Consider the following 14,378-nt stretch of genomic DNA (forward strand, 5'->3'; position numbering starts at 1 on the left):
GATCGCTTAATGAGTAAAATGTGAGGCACTATGTCGTCAGTTGCAAAAGTGGATGGTCCACAGCTCGCCAATATTTCGTCTAATCCTGTGCCCGAAGGTGCGCGCGCTGGGTTCTTCAAGGCCCAAGATGGCGTGCATTTGCGATATGCCTTGTTTCCCTCAACCGGTAATAAGCAAAAGGGTACGATTTGTCTCGTGCATGGCCGTACCGAATATATTGAAAAATATTTCGAGACCATTGCAGATTTCCAAAGCCGTGGATTTAACGTGGCGACATTTGATTGGCGCGGGCAGGGTGGTTCTGAGCGCCTAATTGCCAATCCAAAACTTGGACATGTTGAAGATTTTCGGGATTACCTCACGGACCTCACAAGCTTCCACGTTGATATTTTGCTGCCCGATTGTCCGCCGCCCTATTATCTTGTTGGTCATTCTATGGGCGGTTTGGTTTCACTGATGGCGGCGACGCGCGACCAGCTTATGTTTGACCGGGTGTTTTTGACCGCACCAATGGTGGCGGTTGAAACCGGGTTTAGTCTATCCACGTCTGCGACCATATTGGGTGTTGGCAAATTTTTGGGGGCGGGAAAATTGCCGCTCAACCCTTGGGATTACAAACGATCGAGCGAGGCAACTTTCCCCGGCAACAATATAACGTCCGACCATGGCCGGTACATGCGGATGGTGAAAACGCTTGATCACCGACCAGATTTGGAAATTGGTGCGCCAACGGTGAGTTGGGGAGCGGCATCATTTAAGGCAATGATTGCGGCAAACAGTTCTGAATTTCCGTCTAGCGTGCGTATTCCGGTGCTGGTGATCGCCGCTGCGTCCGACACGGTGGTGTCAACGCCGGCCATTGAGCAATTGGGCATGAGCATGCGCATTGGGCGTCACGCGGTGTTGCCAAACTCGAGACACGAAATTTTTATGGAAACCGACGCCATCCGCGCCCAGGCTTTGGCCGCGTTTGATGCATTTATTACAGAGCCGACCAAAGGGTATTAGCGCCCTTCCAGCTCTCTAATCCGTCGCAACGGGGGCTAAGAATTCAATTGCTGCGGCGTGAATCTTTGCATTCGCTGCTGCGATGACTTGGCCGCCATTTGCAGCATTTTTGCCTGACCACGTTGTCACAACGCCGCCCGCTTCTTCAATGATTGGGATCAGCGCCGCGATATCAACATTTTTAAGGCCCTCTTCCACGGCCAGCTCCGCGTGGCCTGAGGCGACCATAGCGTATGCATAACAATCAAGACCATAGCGAGCGAGTTTTACATTGGCTTCCAACTGGTCGTAAGCTGCTAGCGATTTTTCTGAATAGAATATGCGTGGCGACGTTGTGAACATGGTTGCTTGAGCAAGTTCATCAATATCGCTGGTGGATAACAGGGTTTGGTCGCCTCCATGGTCCATGATTGCGCGGCCGGGAACGCCAATAAAGTCTTCCCCGATATGGGGCTGGCTCATCAGGCCCGCTATTGCTTTTCCCTCAAATGTAAGCGCGATGAGGGTTCCCCAAACAGGTAGGCCAGAAATGAAGGCTCGGGTACCATCAATTGGGTCAATGATCCATTGGAACGGACTGTCGGTTTCCTTGTTCTCCCATTCTTCGCCACATATGCTATGATCTGGGAAATGCTGTGCAATCACAGCGCGAATAGCAAGCTCTGCTTCCCGATCTGCAGCAGTTACGGGATCGAACCCTTGTTGTAGTTTGTTTTCAATATTCAGGTTTTTACGGAAGTATTTAAGCGTAACCTTTTTGGCTTCTTGGGCAGCTAGCTGTAAAATTCTGTGAATTTCTTCAAAATCCAAGTTGGTTTGAATTTTTCCGCTCATTTTATTTCCGTTCATTTTTCAACTTGCTGTTTTTATTTGAGAAAACGAGAAGTTTATAGAAAATTTACACTTTTCATTTACGATCTAATTAGAGTCATTTTAGCAACATCTTATTGGTTAGCGCCCTTAGTTGCTGGTACATGGCTTGCATTTGGGGGCAAATCAGTTCACCCCATAAGATGCATGATGCATTAGCGGCTCAGCCTATTGCTTGGAGCCTCTGACGTTTCCTCCCTTGACTTAGGGCCGCTTCGAGCGGCCCCCTTTTTGGCCAAATTCTCAATTTTTGATATGGTGGGTGGGCTATTCTGCGGCGAGTTGCAAGTCAATCAGTTCGCGCAAATCCAAACGGATCAGCAGTGAAATGAGTTTCTCAGTGAGTTGCTGCATGTGCGCGAAATTGGCATTTTTCTCTAATGTGGTTTCGTTCATATAGAGATGACGGCCTATTTCTATCTGTAAGGCATGTACATTGTTGCCCGGCTGTCCGTATGTCTTTGTGGTAAATCCACCGGCATAGGGGCGGTTTCGCGCGACCTTGAGACCCGCTGTTGTGAAAAGCGTGTCAGTAAGATCTGCAATCATTGGATGGCATGTGGAGCCAAATCTGTCGCCCAAGACAATATCGGGCGCGCTGGAATTGCCGCGTTTGTCCAAATTAGGCATCGAATGGCAATCGATCAGCACTGCAATACCAAAATTGGCCAAGGTTTCACTCAACAGGTTTTGCAGGGCAAAGTGATAGGGCTTGTAGATGCCTTCAATCCGCATCGTTGCATCAGCTAGCGAAAGTTTGGTGCGGTAAATTGATTTTTTCTCCGCGACAATTTTTGCAATAGTGCCCAGACCTGCTGCAACCCGAGGCGACTTTGTGTTGAAGTTATCGGGTAAACTGTCGCTGAACATGGATTGATCTAGTTCATAGGGTTCGCGATTTACGTCCAGATATGCCCGTGGGAAATGCGCCCGAAGCATCGGCGCGCCGAAATTTGGTGCCCGCCCGAACAGCTCGTCAACAAACGCATCTTCGGATTGGCGAATGCTGAGCTGATCAAGTCTTGTTTGCTCAATAAACCTATTGGGATAATCACGGCCAGAATGGGGAGAATTGAAGACAAATGGCGCGCGTTGAATACGTGGTCTTATCGTCTCAAATGCCGGGCGATCAAAGTAATCAGATTTCAACAGTTTCTCCGTGGATGACGGTGATTTTCTTGTGACCGCATAGTGGCGAATAAATGGCTTTAAGTCCACAGGTACAAGCGGATTTGATCAACCCGAATAAATAGTCGCAATGTTGACTTGAGTTTAAGTGCTGGGCAATGCAAAATCCGAATCAGATGATCGCTTTTTAAGGGGCTTTTCCAATGCGTCGGATCTTGTTGGCTGAAGATGATAATGATATGCGCAAATTCCTGACGCGTGCGTTGGGCAATGCGGGATACGATGTCGTGGCATTCGACAATGGTCGTTCCGCATATGAACGGTTACGCGAAGAGCCGTTCACGCTTTTGCTTTCTGACATTGTGATGCCCGAAATGGACGGCATCGAACTTGCCCGTCGAGCCACCGAATTGGACCCAGATTTGAAAGTGATGTTTATCACCGGGTTTGCGGCCGTTGCACTTAACCCCGATAGCGAAGCGCCTAAAGACGCTTCTGTGCTCTCAAAACCATTTCACCTAAAAGACCTGGTGGATGAAGTCGAGCGCCTGCTCGCGGCTTAAGACTTGGTAAGTCTAAGATTTGAAATAGGCCTCGATCTCTTTGTGGATCGGGGCCATTTCTTTGTCGGATGGCATGTGAGCGCTGTGGGTGAGGACAAATTCGTGCGCAATATTCAGTGTCGAGTGGGCATTTTGTCGAGTTTGCTCGTACGGGAATAATATGTCGTTCTTGGCGAACGTGATGAGCACTGGCTCCATTGCTTTAGGCATATCTGTTTTGAAAAATGGTCCTGCGGGCCGGTGGTTCCAAAATGCGGTTTGCCGAATGATAATATCCAAATACTCAAGATTGTCTGGTGTTAGATCTCGCGAAAGTGGCCGGGCAATTTTGGGTAACATCTCTTTGATCGGCACGAACCGGTAGGCTAGCCAAGTGAATAGAAGTTTTGCATAAATCTTGAGATAGGGCAGCTTGGGCGTAAGGCCTGCGGTGACAACAAGCGCATGTTTGCCGACCCGCTCTGGTATCAGTTTTAGCAATTCTAGACTGATAGAGCCGCCAAAACTGGCGGCGACGAAATCGACTTTTTGAACCTCCAGCCCGTCTAAAAGCTCGCCCAGCCATTTGCCGTAGGCATTGTTTTTTATTGAAAACGGCGTGTCTGCCGAACGGCCGGGCTGCCCGATAAGGTCGGGAGCGATTAGCCAGTGATCTTTTGCAAGATAGGCGAAGAACTCAAGCATGATTGGGCCGCAGATGGACATGCCAGGTAGCACCAAAATGGGCGACCCGTTTGGGTTCCCCATCATGGAAACGTGGGTACTGCCGTAACTTGTGGCAATCATTTTTGTTTGGACGGGATAGGGCAGCTTGGCAATTACTTTGTCGTAATAGGCTTGGAATTCAGCCCGCCCATCAATTGACCGAAATACTGAGTTTTTGGGCAGCGGCATGTGCAAAGCATCGTTGCGGAAGGCTATGTCTGACTGACTTAAACGTTGGTCCATCAGCTTGCATTTCTATCGGGTTTTTCGCCAAATGTTTGAATTTGAACGCCACTTTCTTTCAGGCTTTGCTTGGATTTCGCGAATAGTTCCTCATGTGTGTAGCACGGCAGTTTTGGATATTCATGGTGCAAGAAATGATGGTTGTTTAGCCAAAAGAACGGGCTGACAACCCATTCCCAGACACCTTGGCCACGTACAATTAGCGTTGTTTTTTTCCGGTCAGGTGTTTCTTCAATTGTGTGCAACATGCGATGGGAAACGGCGATTACCGACGAAGCAATGGAAGCCGGGGCTAGGCACAAAAAGAATGTCTCAACCGGCGCAATGATCAGCAATGCAACCAACACGGCCATCAGCGCGGCAATGCGCAAGAAGCTAAATGTCGACATGCGGGACGACACGGCGTTGGATTTCACAGCTAAAATGAACATGCGCAAATAATGCAGTGGTACGAACAGGCCGAGGAATAATCCGACAGGAATGGAGACATGTTGCAGCCAATAGTCGGGGTCTAGGTTCGGGTCATTTGTGTTTGCGTGGTGGCGCAAATGCAGGAACTTAAAAGTCGGAAAATCATAAAGCAAAAGCCACGAATGTACGGTGCCCAGCAATTGGTCGACCCAAGCATATTTGGCGTTGTTCATTATGGTTTTGTGCGTGGCTTCGTGGGCAACGGAAAAGCTGAGGTGAATTGCCACAAAAGCAAGCGGCGTAGCGATCCACAGGGAAAGTAATCCGGATAAATGACCGATCGTTGCAAAGGCAAACAACGACAATAGCCCAATTGAAGCCGCCAAAGTCGGCAAAGCAATCTTGTTGCGTTGAAGCTGCATCATTGACCTGGCGATTTCGGTCGTATTTTGCGGCATATGGGCCCTCAGTTTGGTGCTCTTGTTCAAATGAGTATGCAAACCGTGCGCTCCAATGTCTAGGATAGAAGTTGGAATATGATGAATTGGATTTTTGTTTGAATTGGCCTTGACCCACGTATTCATTTTATGGTCTATCAGCCCAGCAAATTGATTGCCTTGCAAAATAATCGCATTGCAGTTTAATTGCGCGGATGGGCGTATAGCTCAGCGGGAGAGCACTACATTGACATTGTAGGGGTCACTGGTTCAATCCCAGTTACGCCCACCATCCAAAATCTTCACAAATCTTGCGCTGCGGGCGACGGTAAGTTCGTTTGGGTCACAACACGACATCGAGTTGCGAAAGACTGCTAGCTGATCTTTACGGATTGCTGTTTGTCGCGCGAATGTCAAAATTCACCGTCACCAAACTGCCTACCAGCGGATCGTCTGAACCGATCTCGTAGTCATGGCGATTGATTTGTGCAGTTCCGTTGGCGGTTGCGACTTCGCCTTGAATGTCCAGCGTGAATGTTAGTGTAAGCGGGAGCTTGCTTCCTACCAACTCTAGCTGCCCGTTTGCTTCAAACTGTCCGTCGCCCTTTGGGTCAAAGCCTTGAGCGCCAAAGTGTGCGGTGGGGAATGTTGAGGCATTTAGAAAGCTTGCTGACTGCGCTTGTGTGCTAATGCTGCCGAGGTCGAGGCTAGTGATATCAATATCGACAGATAATTTGGCCGCTTCTGGGGCGGCGGGATCATAGTCGATATTTGCCACCCAGGCGCCAAAATGTCCTTGCACCGGGTTGCCGCTCTGAATGACTTCGATTGAAAGTTGGCTTTGGTCAGCATCAACGAGCCAGTCGCCGGAAGTGCTCTCGCTGGCCGCTTGAGGTGTTACCTCAGAATGTGGTTCAGAAGCCGGAGCTGTGAAAAACACGAAACCAGCGAAAACCAAAATTGCAGCGCCGGCCAAGATCTTTGGCAATTGATTTTGGTCATGGTCGGAAACGGCATCTGTTTTGCTGTTCGACTCCAACATCCGTTGCAACGTTCCATCTCGATCTATGATTGCGTGTTTTAGACTGCCTGCAATATGCAGCGCGATCAAGCCGCCCATGATCCAGGCAGTCACATAGTGTGCCCACCCCCAAAATGCCTCTACAGCTTCGTTTTGGGCGATGAACCAAATACGTTGCGGGAAGGGGCCCCAAATGGGGGCGAGGCCCTCGGTCGCAGAATGGTGCAGCCAACCGGTGAGCGGCATCGCAAAGATCATTGCGTAAAGCAGCCAATGGACAATTTGTGCAGTCAGAACTTCAATGGGTTTGTGGCTGGAAAGTGGTTTTGGATGAGGCTGCGTTAGAGCCCAAACAATTCTTAGGATGGCGAGGACAAGAACGGTTAAGCCGAGTGTTTTATGGATAGAAAACACATTGAAGGCGAAATCGACCTGCGCTTCACTATCAAAGGTGAGGCGGCTCATATAGAGCCCCAGACCAAATAGAATGAGAATAAGGACAGCGACGGCCCAATGTAGGCATTTTGCGACCAACCCGTATGAATGAGAAGTGTTGCGAATTTGCATATCCATAAATCCTCAAAAGGAGCAACCGGCAGTGGTTCTGCCGGTCGCGATCTTGCTTTTAGACAAGTGAACCAGAATGGTTCTTAGATTGGTGATTTCATTTCAGTCGTAATTTCGATGACAAGTTTGCCAACTGGAATGGTCATGCCCACACCATATTCAGCTGGGTCAATTTCTGCGCTTGCGGTAAATGCAGCCCAATCGCCTTTATAATAGTCAACAAACTGACCAAGCGGATGTTCGCCAAGGTGTGTCAAAGTTGCTGCAAGTGTTACCGGCTTAGTGGTGCCGTGCAATGTTAGATTGCCAGTAATGTCGGCTGTGTCGTCGCCGGTGCGGCTAACCGAAGTGCTTTCAAATGTGATTGTCGGATATGTCTCAACTTCGAGGAAATCGGCTGAACGGATGTGGTCATCCAATGGGCCGAAGCCCGATGAAACGCTGGCAGCGTCAACGGTGGCAGACAAGGTAGACGCTTCAATATTGTCTTTTTCTAATGAAAGCGTGCCTTCAGCTTTGGTGAACTCGCCGTTCTGCATGGAGACCCCGGCGTGGTTCCAAGTAATGCGGACTTCAGTGTGCCCTGGGTCAGTTTTATAGATGTCTGCTGCCAATGCAGGTGTGGCAATAGTTGCTGCCAATAGTCCAGCGGCTAGAATTTTTGAAATGCTCATTTCAATTCCTTTGATTTGTTGAACGGCAAAAAACTGTTAGATTTAGTTGACGTTAAATTTACATGATAACTTCATGTAAATGTCTTAGACTACAAGATCGAAAAAGAACACAAGCTTCACAGGAACGTGATGACAGATTACCTATCACCAAAAGAGACAGCGATCTGGGTCGCGTTAAACAGGGTACATCGACAGTGCCATGCAGAGATCAACGCTGCGCTCAAAAAGGCGGGCCTGCCTTCGATCAAATGGTATGACGTGCTCTGGGGAATTGAACGGGGTGGCGGCAGTGTGCGCCCATATGAGCTTGAAGAGCAATTGATTTTCGAACAGTCTAATCTGTCTCACCTCATCAGGCGGATTGTATCAAAAGGGTTGATCGATATTGAGCAATGTGACCAAGACAAGCGCGGCAAAGTCTTGAGGATTACATCTGAAGGTCGAAGCGTTCGGGCTCAAATGTGGGACATTTGGGGACCGTTGATTCACAAGCAGATGAGCGAACTAGAATCTATGCCTGAGGTTGTGAAGTTGCTTGAGGTTTGGCGTCAACATTAAGTCGATTAATGGGGTATGCACTGACGCATTTGGACGTTGGCTAGCTTTGCGCTAATTGCATGTGGAACCGTTTTACCATCCACCAGATAAGCGCGAGCTGTCCCAAAATCCCCACCAACAATGGCCAGACCCAATTCGCGTCTTGGCTGAGTGCCATCCAATAGGCTTTTGAAATCAGGAACGGCGGAAACAGCCCAAAAGCCCATTGCATTGGCTCCGGAACAAACCAGCCAATCAAGATGATCCAACCGGCAATGCCGACAAATTTGGCGATGGCAAAGCCTTGCAGTTTGTTTTCAGCAAAATTGGCATAGGTCAGGGTCGCTATCGGGCCTGTCAGTGATGCGCCGATGGCGATTGCTAGGGCGATATGGATTGGTACTTGCGCTAAACCGATAAATTGCAATTGAGCGAACACCACAATGCTGGCCAGAACTGCTGGGATATACATGCGTACGCTGATAAATTTTGCCGCTGAAACCGGTGTTACGCGCATGGCGGTGATGGTGTTGTCTTCTTTTTCGTCAAGCAGCAAAAATCCGTAAATTGCACCTGAAAGTAACGCCCCTTGGAAAACCACCAAGAAACCGACCAACATCGGATAGAAGTGGCTAAGCGCTTCAGAATGAAAGCTGCCGGGCATAATCCCAGCTTCAATCAGGTAGGTGTTGAGCGCAGGCAATGCGAAGCGCAAAAAAAGCGCGATCACAATTACAAATCCGCACATCATGAGCAGGAATTTGTCTCGACCAATGAGACGAAAATCGTTGCGGCCTATTTTTTGTGCGAGAGGAATGAGGTTCATAATTCTATCCCATCTTCATGGTGATGTGGGTGTGGAACGCGGCTTTTGCCCAATAGGTCAAAACAAGCAAGGTAAACCCCGAGTAGGTTAGCGAATAAAATGCTTCCCATTGTTCCAGTGGGCGGAACGCACCTTCCATGATCATGGTTGGTGCAGACGTAGGAATGAGCAATAGAGCTGGATGTTTGAATATGCCCCAAAAATAGATGAAAGGCAGTTGCATCAAAATGGCGATGCCGGACATTGGGATCAAAAAGTCGGTGATGCGTTGATAGCGCACCACAATGGCAACACCCACAAGGGTGAACAAAATCGACACTGACAATATGCCAACAATAAGCCAAAAAGGGTCTGGCCAGACGGCTTCTCCGCCAATCCAGTGGATGGCGATTGCGCCATAAATGGTGATCAAAGATTCCATGGTGGCGAGCAATACAAGCGAAGCGACCTTGGACAGCAAATATTCTGTATTAGTAAGCGGTGAAACAATAGTCGCGGCGATTGTGCCTTCGTCTTTTTCAAAGATCACCATGCCGGCGACATAAAGCATTGTTGAACCACCCACGATCAGCAAGATCGCGGCGGGGATGACATTGACCAATTGCGTTGGGCTCGCAAGCTGGGACAGGGCAATGGCGATAATGAGCGAGATGAAGATGCCCACATGATAGAGATTATTGCGGTACTGGACGGCTATGTCGGTTTTAATCGCTTGAAGGAGCCGTCTCATGCCGTCAGCTCCCGCCCTGTTACCTGAATGAATATTTTATCAAGTGTGGTTTCTTGGCTGTGGATACGTTCAATACGGTGAGCTGATTGAACAGCTTTCTGAAAATCGCCATTTGATTGCAATCCATCCAGTTCGAAGTGCGCGCTGGTCAGATCGCCATTTTCATTGGAAGTGTCTAGGCGAACCTTGCGCTGACCATATTGCTTTTTCAACGCGTCAGGTGCGTCGATTACTGAAATATTTCCGTCAGTTACAAAGGCGACGCGATCGCATAATTCATCTGCTAACGTCATGTTATGGGTCGTCACAAAAACTGTGGTACCAGCTTCCCGCAATTGGAGAATGAGATCTTTCACCCGTTTCCCGTTCACCGGATCAAGCCCACTTGTTGGCTCATCCAAAAAGAGAATTTTGGGTTGGTGGATTATGCTGCGCGCGACATTGAGGCGGATCTTCATGCCCTTAGAAAAGTCAGACACTTTTTTGTCTGCATCCTTGTGTAGATCAACCATTTCCAACACTTCGTCGGGGCTCAGCGTGGTGCCCTGATAGAACCCAGCGAAATGTTGTAAGTTCTCTCGTGCCGACAGTTTGAGATAGTGGTTGGGCAATTCAAAAGAGACACCAATTTGCTCGTAAAATTCGTTGCCCCAGCTTTTTAGGTCTTTGCCCAAAATCGAAATTTCCCCCCGATAGTCCTTCAAAAGGCCAATGAGGATTTTTTGCGTGGTGGATTTACCAGAGCCGGAAGGGCCGAGAAATCCGAAAATTTCCTTTTCCGCAATTTCAAAATCGATGCCGTGCAACGTGTCCGCTGTGGCGTTTGGATATGCGAATTTCAAGTTCTTTGCTGAGATCATAATATTCTCATTTCTGAGGTTTTGATTTATCAAATTCAGCGAGGCCAGCTTGAAATAGCTGCCGCAGGACTTGTTTGCCCGCATCGCTGTTTGCGCCTTCGTCCGGGGTTAGGGCGCGGTCCATCATGTCAGCGATACCCTTGATGACAGCGTCTGTCTCTGGAATGTCGTCTGGGTGCTTAAATTCTGAAATCACTACGAGGCCGTAGCTGAAAATATCCATCAAATGGGCGGTAACTGCTGGGTCTAGTTCTTTCCGCACCGCGCCTGCCGCCTGCATCATGGAAATGAATTCGTGGCGCATGCCGCCGTTTTGCTGACGCTCAAAAAAATTGCCAGGTTGTTTGATATAGTTGCCCAAGATCGTTGGGTCCTTGCGCATGATCACCGACATAAAAGGGTTGGTGTCGAACGCTTTGAGCATGTTGATATACATGTTTGCGATGCGCCCGCCTTCCGGGTCCGCTTCCACGGCCTCAAACCACGCAATTGAATATTTGTAGACCGAATCGATGAGCAAGGCTTCAAGCACTTCTTCCTTGGACTTGAAGTGAAGATAGATCGCGCCTTTGGAAATGCCTGCTGCTGTTGCGATATCTGCAACGGTGGTCTTGTTGTATCCAAATTTGGAAATCAGCTCCGCCGTGGCTTCAAGTATTCGGTTTTCTCGCTGTTTATCCTTGTCATTCACCGCAAATATCTCTCATGTTCGATCGCTTCCATGACTTTTTGACCGAAAATGCAAAAATAGTCAAATGGTATTTATCGCAAGGTTCTGCTTGGACGTCATCGATGACTTCCAATAATGGTCCCTCGTAAAATGGAAGAGGCACTTGGTTGGGAAAAGCTTCGCGCAAGTAATTAAGGTGGAGTAGGGGTATATACGTATAGAACTGAACATTTACGTAAAATTTATATGTACTTCTTATTATATCAGAATAACTTTTAAGTATTTGAATATGTTGAATCGATGTAGTGCGATAGTATTTTCGGATGATGTACATTGGTCGGATGCATTTTGCACCAGCCTGAAGACAGCTGGTTTTGCCAAAATTCATTGTGTTCGTGACTTTAATGCGCTCGAAGGCGTGATTTCCAAAAATCAAATCAACTTTTGCTTCTTCTCTCAGATGAAAGATGCAAATCAACTTCGTGCTGCAACAAAAACAGTACGGACTTTTGCGGATGAAATTCGATTTTCGCCACTGCTCTTGATGGCTAGTGAGATTTCACAGCAACAGCTCGCTGAATACTTGTCCATTGGGTTCGACGATATCATGCAATCATCCTGCACATCGGAGACCTTGAGCACCCGTGTGAAGCGCCAGATCAACACAGCGATCAGCTATTATGAGACAGCGCAGTATTTTGGCCCAGACCGACGCAAGAACAAGTCCAGTTCCGCTAAGGGCAATACGCGTAAAGGAATGCATCCTCATCGGCGCTATTTAATACGCCGCGATGTTTTTAAAGGGGTCGAAGTCTTGGGTGTTTTTGACCATAAGTCAGCTGATACAGCGACCGAATTGAGAGTTTAGGCGGTTTGCTTTTTTAGCTGATCGGTTGCATATTTATGCATTGCTTCAAGCTCTTGGATAGCAACCTCTAGGTCAGCTTTTTGTGCCCTTAGCATGTCCAGACGAGAATTTACGCGGTTTAGCAGGTGCTGGGTTTGCTTCGCCTGAGTTTGATCAACATCATAAAGCTCCAAATATTCAGAGATTTCCTTCAGGGTAAATCCAAGCCTCTTACCGCGCAAAATCAACAATAACCGTGTCCTGTCGCGCCGCCTAAACACCCTTGTTGTGCCAACCCGGTCAGGCATAATCAGGCCTTTTGCTTCATAAAACCTGATGGTGCGGGTCGAAATATCAAATTCGCTGGCCAGTTCGGCAATTGAAAACAGATCCTGCTTTGTGTCGACTGGTTTGGCCAAGATTTTATTCACGATTTTTGTACTCTTCACGAAGTTCTTTCTTAGACAGTTTGCCGATCAGCGTTTTTGGTAGCTCGTCTTTGAAGATGATTTCTCGCGGCATTTCAATCTTGGAAATGTAGGTTGAAATGAACGCCATTAGTTCATCTTGTGTTGCCGTTTCGCCGGTTTTGAGTTTTACATAGGCGACAGGTGCTTCGCCACGATAGGCGTCTGGAACACCAATCACGTTGCACTCGTCGACTTTTTCATGCTTGTAAAGCGCGTCTTCGATTGCGCGTGGGAACACATTATATCCAGAACAAATGATGGTGTCTTTGATCCGGTCAACAATATAAATGAAGCCGTCTTCATCGATATATCCGACATCGCCGGTACGAAAGTAGCCATTCACAAATGTTTGCGCGTTTGCCTCGTCATTGTCTAAATATCCAGGCATGACTTGCGGACCCCTTGCAACCAGTTCGCCACGTTCGCCCGGACCGACAAACCGTGTTGGGTCATCAATGTCGACAAATTGCACATCAGTACCGGGCAAGGGTTGGCCGATGGAATTATCTTTATTGGTGCCGTAAAGGGGTGAGCAACAAAGAACAGGTGCCGTTTCTGTCAACCCGTACCCTTCCGCGATCCTGCCACCGGTTGCATTTGCAAACGCAATTTTTGTGTCGTTAGGCAGTGCCGCGCCACCGGAGATGCCAACTTCAATGCTGGAAATGTCGTATTTGTCCAATTCATCCGCGGTCGCCAGCGCGTGGGAAAGCGTTGGAACGGCTGGGAAAATTGTGGGCTTCGTTCTGTCGATCATTTTAAGAAGCGGTAGCTTCTCATAACGAGGTAACATCACAACCTTCACGCCATTTACCAGTGGTGTGTTCATGCAAACCGTCATTGCAAAGATGTGGAAGAACGGGAGCACGGCGACCAGGCCTGCTGGCGGGCGAAACAAATCTAGACCCCAAAGGTCGATTTGGCTCAAATTGGCTGCAATGTTGGCGTGGGTGAGCACCGCGGCTTTGGGCAGTCCAGTTGTGCCACCAGTGAATTGGAGTACGGCCATGTCTTCGGGCTTAATTTTAACGGGATCTGCGATTGATCCAGAATTTTGCAAATCGTCCCAATAGACAACTTTGTCTGCCTGAGAAGATCGGTCGAGTTTGGACAGATCTTTGCTCTTAAGCAGTTTATAGAGCACTTTCTTCAATGTTGGCAGTGCGTTTGGGAAATGGGCAACTACGATTTTTTCACAAAGGCCTTGTTGAGCAAGGGCTTCTGCCTTCTCAAATGTCAGCGCCAAGTCCAGTGTGATGATAATCTTCGAATTTGAGCTTTTTAGAATATGGGTCAGCTCTGTGACCGTATAGAGCGGATTGCAGTTTACAACTGTTGCGCCAATTTTGAGGGCCGCATAATAGGCAACAGGAAAGAAATGGCTGTTTGGCATCAGAAGTGCGACGCGGTCGCCTTTTTTGATCCCCATATCCTTCTGGAACGCACCTGCCATTTGATCGATGGCGATGCCAAGTTCGGCATAGGTTGTTTCGCGACCTAAAAAGTCGAGCGCAACGCGTGCTGCATTTTCAACCACGGATTTATCAATGCGTTCAGTGATCGGTGTCGTGTCGATCGGCGCGTAATAATCAATCCCATCAGGATAATTGGTCAACCACGGTTGGTATAGTTGATGGCTTGGTGAACCCGTTACCATGTTGCTCTCTCCCTACTCAATTGATGGAAGTATTACATCAACTGACGTTAACGTCAATTGATCGACGTTCGATCAGATATTCTTCCATTTTTGCTGACGGTTTGTGGCAATTTGTTAGAAAACCGATGAAATACGGAGAGTTGCCTATATAGTA

General features: G+C 48.2%; 16 protein-coding genes and 1 tRNA gene. 5 read left to right on the forward strand and 12 right to left on the reverse strand.

All coding sequences use genetic code 11. The annotated features are described in order from the left end of the window. Nucleotides 1-30: 30 nt before the first annotated feature. Nucleotides 31-1,008 (forward strand): alpha/beta fold hydrolase, encoded by a 978-nt coding sequence (locus tag AC2D8L_RS14060; protein WP_484686104.1) that lies wholly within the window; start codon nt 31-33, stop codon nt 1,006-1,008. A 15-nt stretch (nt 1,009-1,023) separates the two neighbouring features. Here AC2D8L_RS14060 and hisN read toward each other — a convergent pair whose 3' ends face one another. Next, complete coding sequence (gene hisN / locus AC2D8L_RS14065; RefSeq protein ID WP_484686105.1) at nt 1,024-1,842, reverse strand: histidinol-phosphatase; 819 nt, start codon at nt 1,840-1,842, stop codon at nt 1,024-1,026. A gap of 303 nt (nt 1,843-2,145) precedes the next feature. Then, on the reverse strand, nt 2,146-3,027 hold the full coding sequence (locus AC2D8L_RS14070; RefSeq protein WP_484686106.1) for an N-formylglutamate amidohydrolase: 882 nt from the start codon (nt 3,025-3,027) through the stop codon (nt 2,146-2,148). Between the two features lie 182 nt (nt 3,028-3,209). On the opposite strand from AC2D8L_RS14070, the gene cpdR reads away from it, so the two are divergent. After that, on the forward strand, nt 3,210-3,569 hold the full coding sequence (gene cpdR, locus AC2D8L_RS14075) for a cell cycle two-component system response regulator CpdR (RefSeq protein WP_435667228.1): 360 nt from the start codon (nt 3,210-3,212) through the stop codon (nt 3,567-3,569). Between the two features lie 12 nt (nt 3,570-3,581). Here the strand turns inward: cpdR and AC2D8L_RS14080 are convergent, their stop codons facing one another. Together AC2D8L_RS14080 and AC2D8L_RS14085 are read right to left on the reverse strand one after the other, a co-directional pair. Beyond that, a complete protein-coding gene (locus tag AC2D8L_RS14080) occupies nt 3,582-4,517 on the reverse strand; it encodes an alpha/beta fold hydrolase (RefSeq protein ID WP_484686107.1) in 936 nt (311 codons plus the stop codon). Next, nucleotides 4,517-5,386 (reverse strand): fatty acid desaturase family protein, encoded by an 870-nt coding sequence (locus AC2D8L_RS14085; protein WP_484686108.1) that lies wholly within the window; start codon nt 5,384-5,386, stop codon nt 4,517-4,519. The genes AC2D8L_RS14080 and AC2D8L_RS14085 overlap by 1 nt, the downstream gene beginning before the upstream one ends. A gap of 196 nt (nt 5,387-5,582) precedes the next feature. Here AC2D8L_RS14085 and AC2D8L_RS14090 point away from each other — a divergent pair. Then, nucleotides 5,583-5,657: transfer RNA gene (locus AC2D8L_RS14090), tRNA-Val, on the forward strand. Nucleotides 5,658-5,750: 93 nt separating this feature from the next. Here the strand turns inward: AC2D8L_RS14090 and AC2D8L_RS14095 are convergent. Further along, nucleotides 5,751-6,959 carry a cytochrome b/b6 domain-containing protein gene (locus AC2D8L_RS14095; RefSeq protein WP_484686109.1) on the reverse strand — a complete coding sequence of 403 codons (1,209 nt, stop codon included), beginning with the start codon at nt 6,957-6,959 and terminating at the stop codon, nt 5,751-5,753. Nucleotides 6,960-7,036: 77 nt separating this feature from the next. Continuing rightward, nucleotides 7,037-7,627 carry a YceI family protein gene (locus AC2D8L_RS14100; protein WP_484686110.1) on the reverse strand — a complete coding sequence of 197 codons (591 nt, stop codon included), beginning with the start codon at nt 7,625-7,627 and terminating at the stop codon, nt 7,037-7,039. 129 nt (nt 7,628-7,756) lie between these two features. Between AC2D8L_RS14100 and AC2D8L_RS14105 the strand changes: the two genes are divergently transcribed. Further along, nucleotides 7,757-8,185: a MarR family winged helix-turn-helix transcriptional regulator gene (locus tag AC2D8L_RS14105; protein WP_484686111.1), complete on the forward strand. Its 429-nt coding sequence runs from the start codon at nt 7,757-7,759 to the stop codon at nt 8,183-8,185. Between the two features lie 40 nt (nt 8,186-8,225). Here AC2D8L_RS14105 and AC2D8L_RS14110 read toward each other — a convergent pair whose 3' ends face one another. The 4 genes from AC2D8L_RS14110 to AC2D8L_RS14125 are packed head-to-tail and all read right to left on the reverse strand — an operon-like array spanning nt 8,226 to nt 11,271. Further along, nucleotides 8,226-8,990, reverse strand: a complete 765-nt coding sequence (locus AC2D8L_RS14110; protein WP_484686112.1) for a hypothetical protein — start codon at nt 8,988-8,990, stop codon at nt 8,226-8,228. Between the two features lie 4 nt (nt 8,991-8,994). Beyond that, nucleotides 8,995-9,720: a fluoroquinolone export ABC transporter permease subunit gene (locus tag AC2D8L_RS14115; RefSeq protein WP_484686113.1), complete on the reverse strand. Its 726-nt coding sequence runs from the start codon at nt 9,718-9,720 to the stop codon at nt 8,995-8,997. After that, nucleotides 9,717-10,580: an ABC transporter ATP-binding protein gene (locus AC2D8L_RS14120; RefSeq protein WP_484686114.1), complete on the reverse strand. Its 864-nt coding sequence runs from the start codon at nt 10,578-10,580 to the stop codon at nt 9,717-9,719. The genes AC2D8L_RS14115 and AC2D8L_RS14120 overlap by 4 nt, the downstream gene beginning before the upstream one ends. A gap of 7 nt (nt 10,581-10,587) precedes the next feature. Beyond that, nucleotides 10,588-11,271 (reverse strand): TetR/AcrR family transcriptional regulator, encoded by a 684-nt coding sequence (locus tag AC2D8L_RS14125; RefSeq protein ID WP_484686115.1) that lies wholly within the window; start codon nt 11,269-11,271, stop codon nt 10,588-10,590. A 268-nt stretch (nt 11,272-11,539) separates the two neighbouring features. On the opposite strand from AC2D8L_RS14125, the gene AC2D8L_RS14130 reads away from it, so the two are divergent. Then, nucleotides 11,540-12,118, forward strand: a complete 579-nt coding sequence (locus AC2D8L_RS14130) for a hypothetical protein (RefSeq protein WP_484686116.1) — start codon at nt 11,540-11,542, stop codon at nt 12,116-12,118. On the opposite strand, the gene AC2D8L_RS14135 is transcribed toward AC2D8L_RS14130, so the two are convergent. Together AC2D8L_RS14135 and AC2D8L_RS14140 are read right to left on the reverse strand one after the other, a co-directional pair. Next, complete coding sequence (locus AC2D8L_RS14135) at nt 12,115-12,528, reverse strand: MerR family transcriptional regulator (protein ID WP_484686117.1); 414 nt, start codon at nt 12,526-12,528, stop codon at nt 12,115-12,117. The genes AC2D8L_RS14130 and AC2D8L_RS14135 overlap by 4 nt on opposite strands. Further along, complete coding sequence (locus AC2D8L_RS14140) at nt 12,521-14,224, reverse strand: long-chain-fatty-acid--CoA ligase (RefSeq protein WP_484686118.1); 1,704 nt, start codon at nt 14,222-14,224, stop codon at nt 12,521-12,523. The genes AC2D8L_RS14135 and AC2D8L_RS14140 overlap by 8 nt, the downstream gene beginning before the upstream one ends. Between the last annotated feature and the right edge of the window lie 154 nt (nt 14,225-14,378).

Source organism: Maritalea sp. YIW29 (assembly GCF_057219265.1).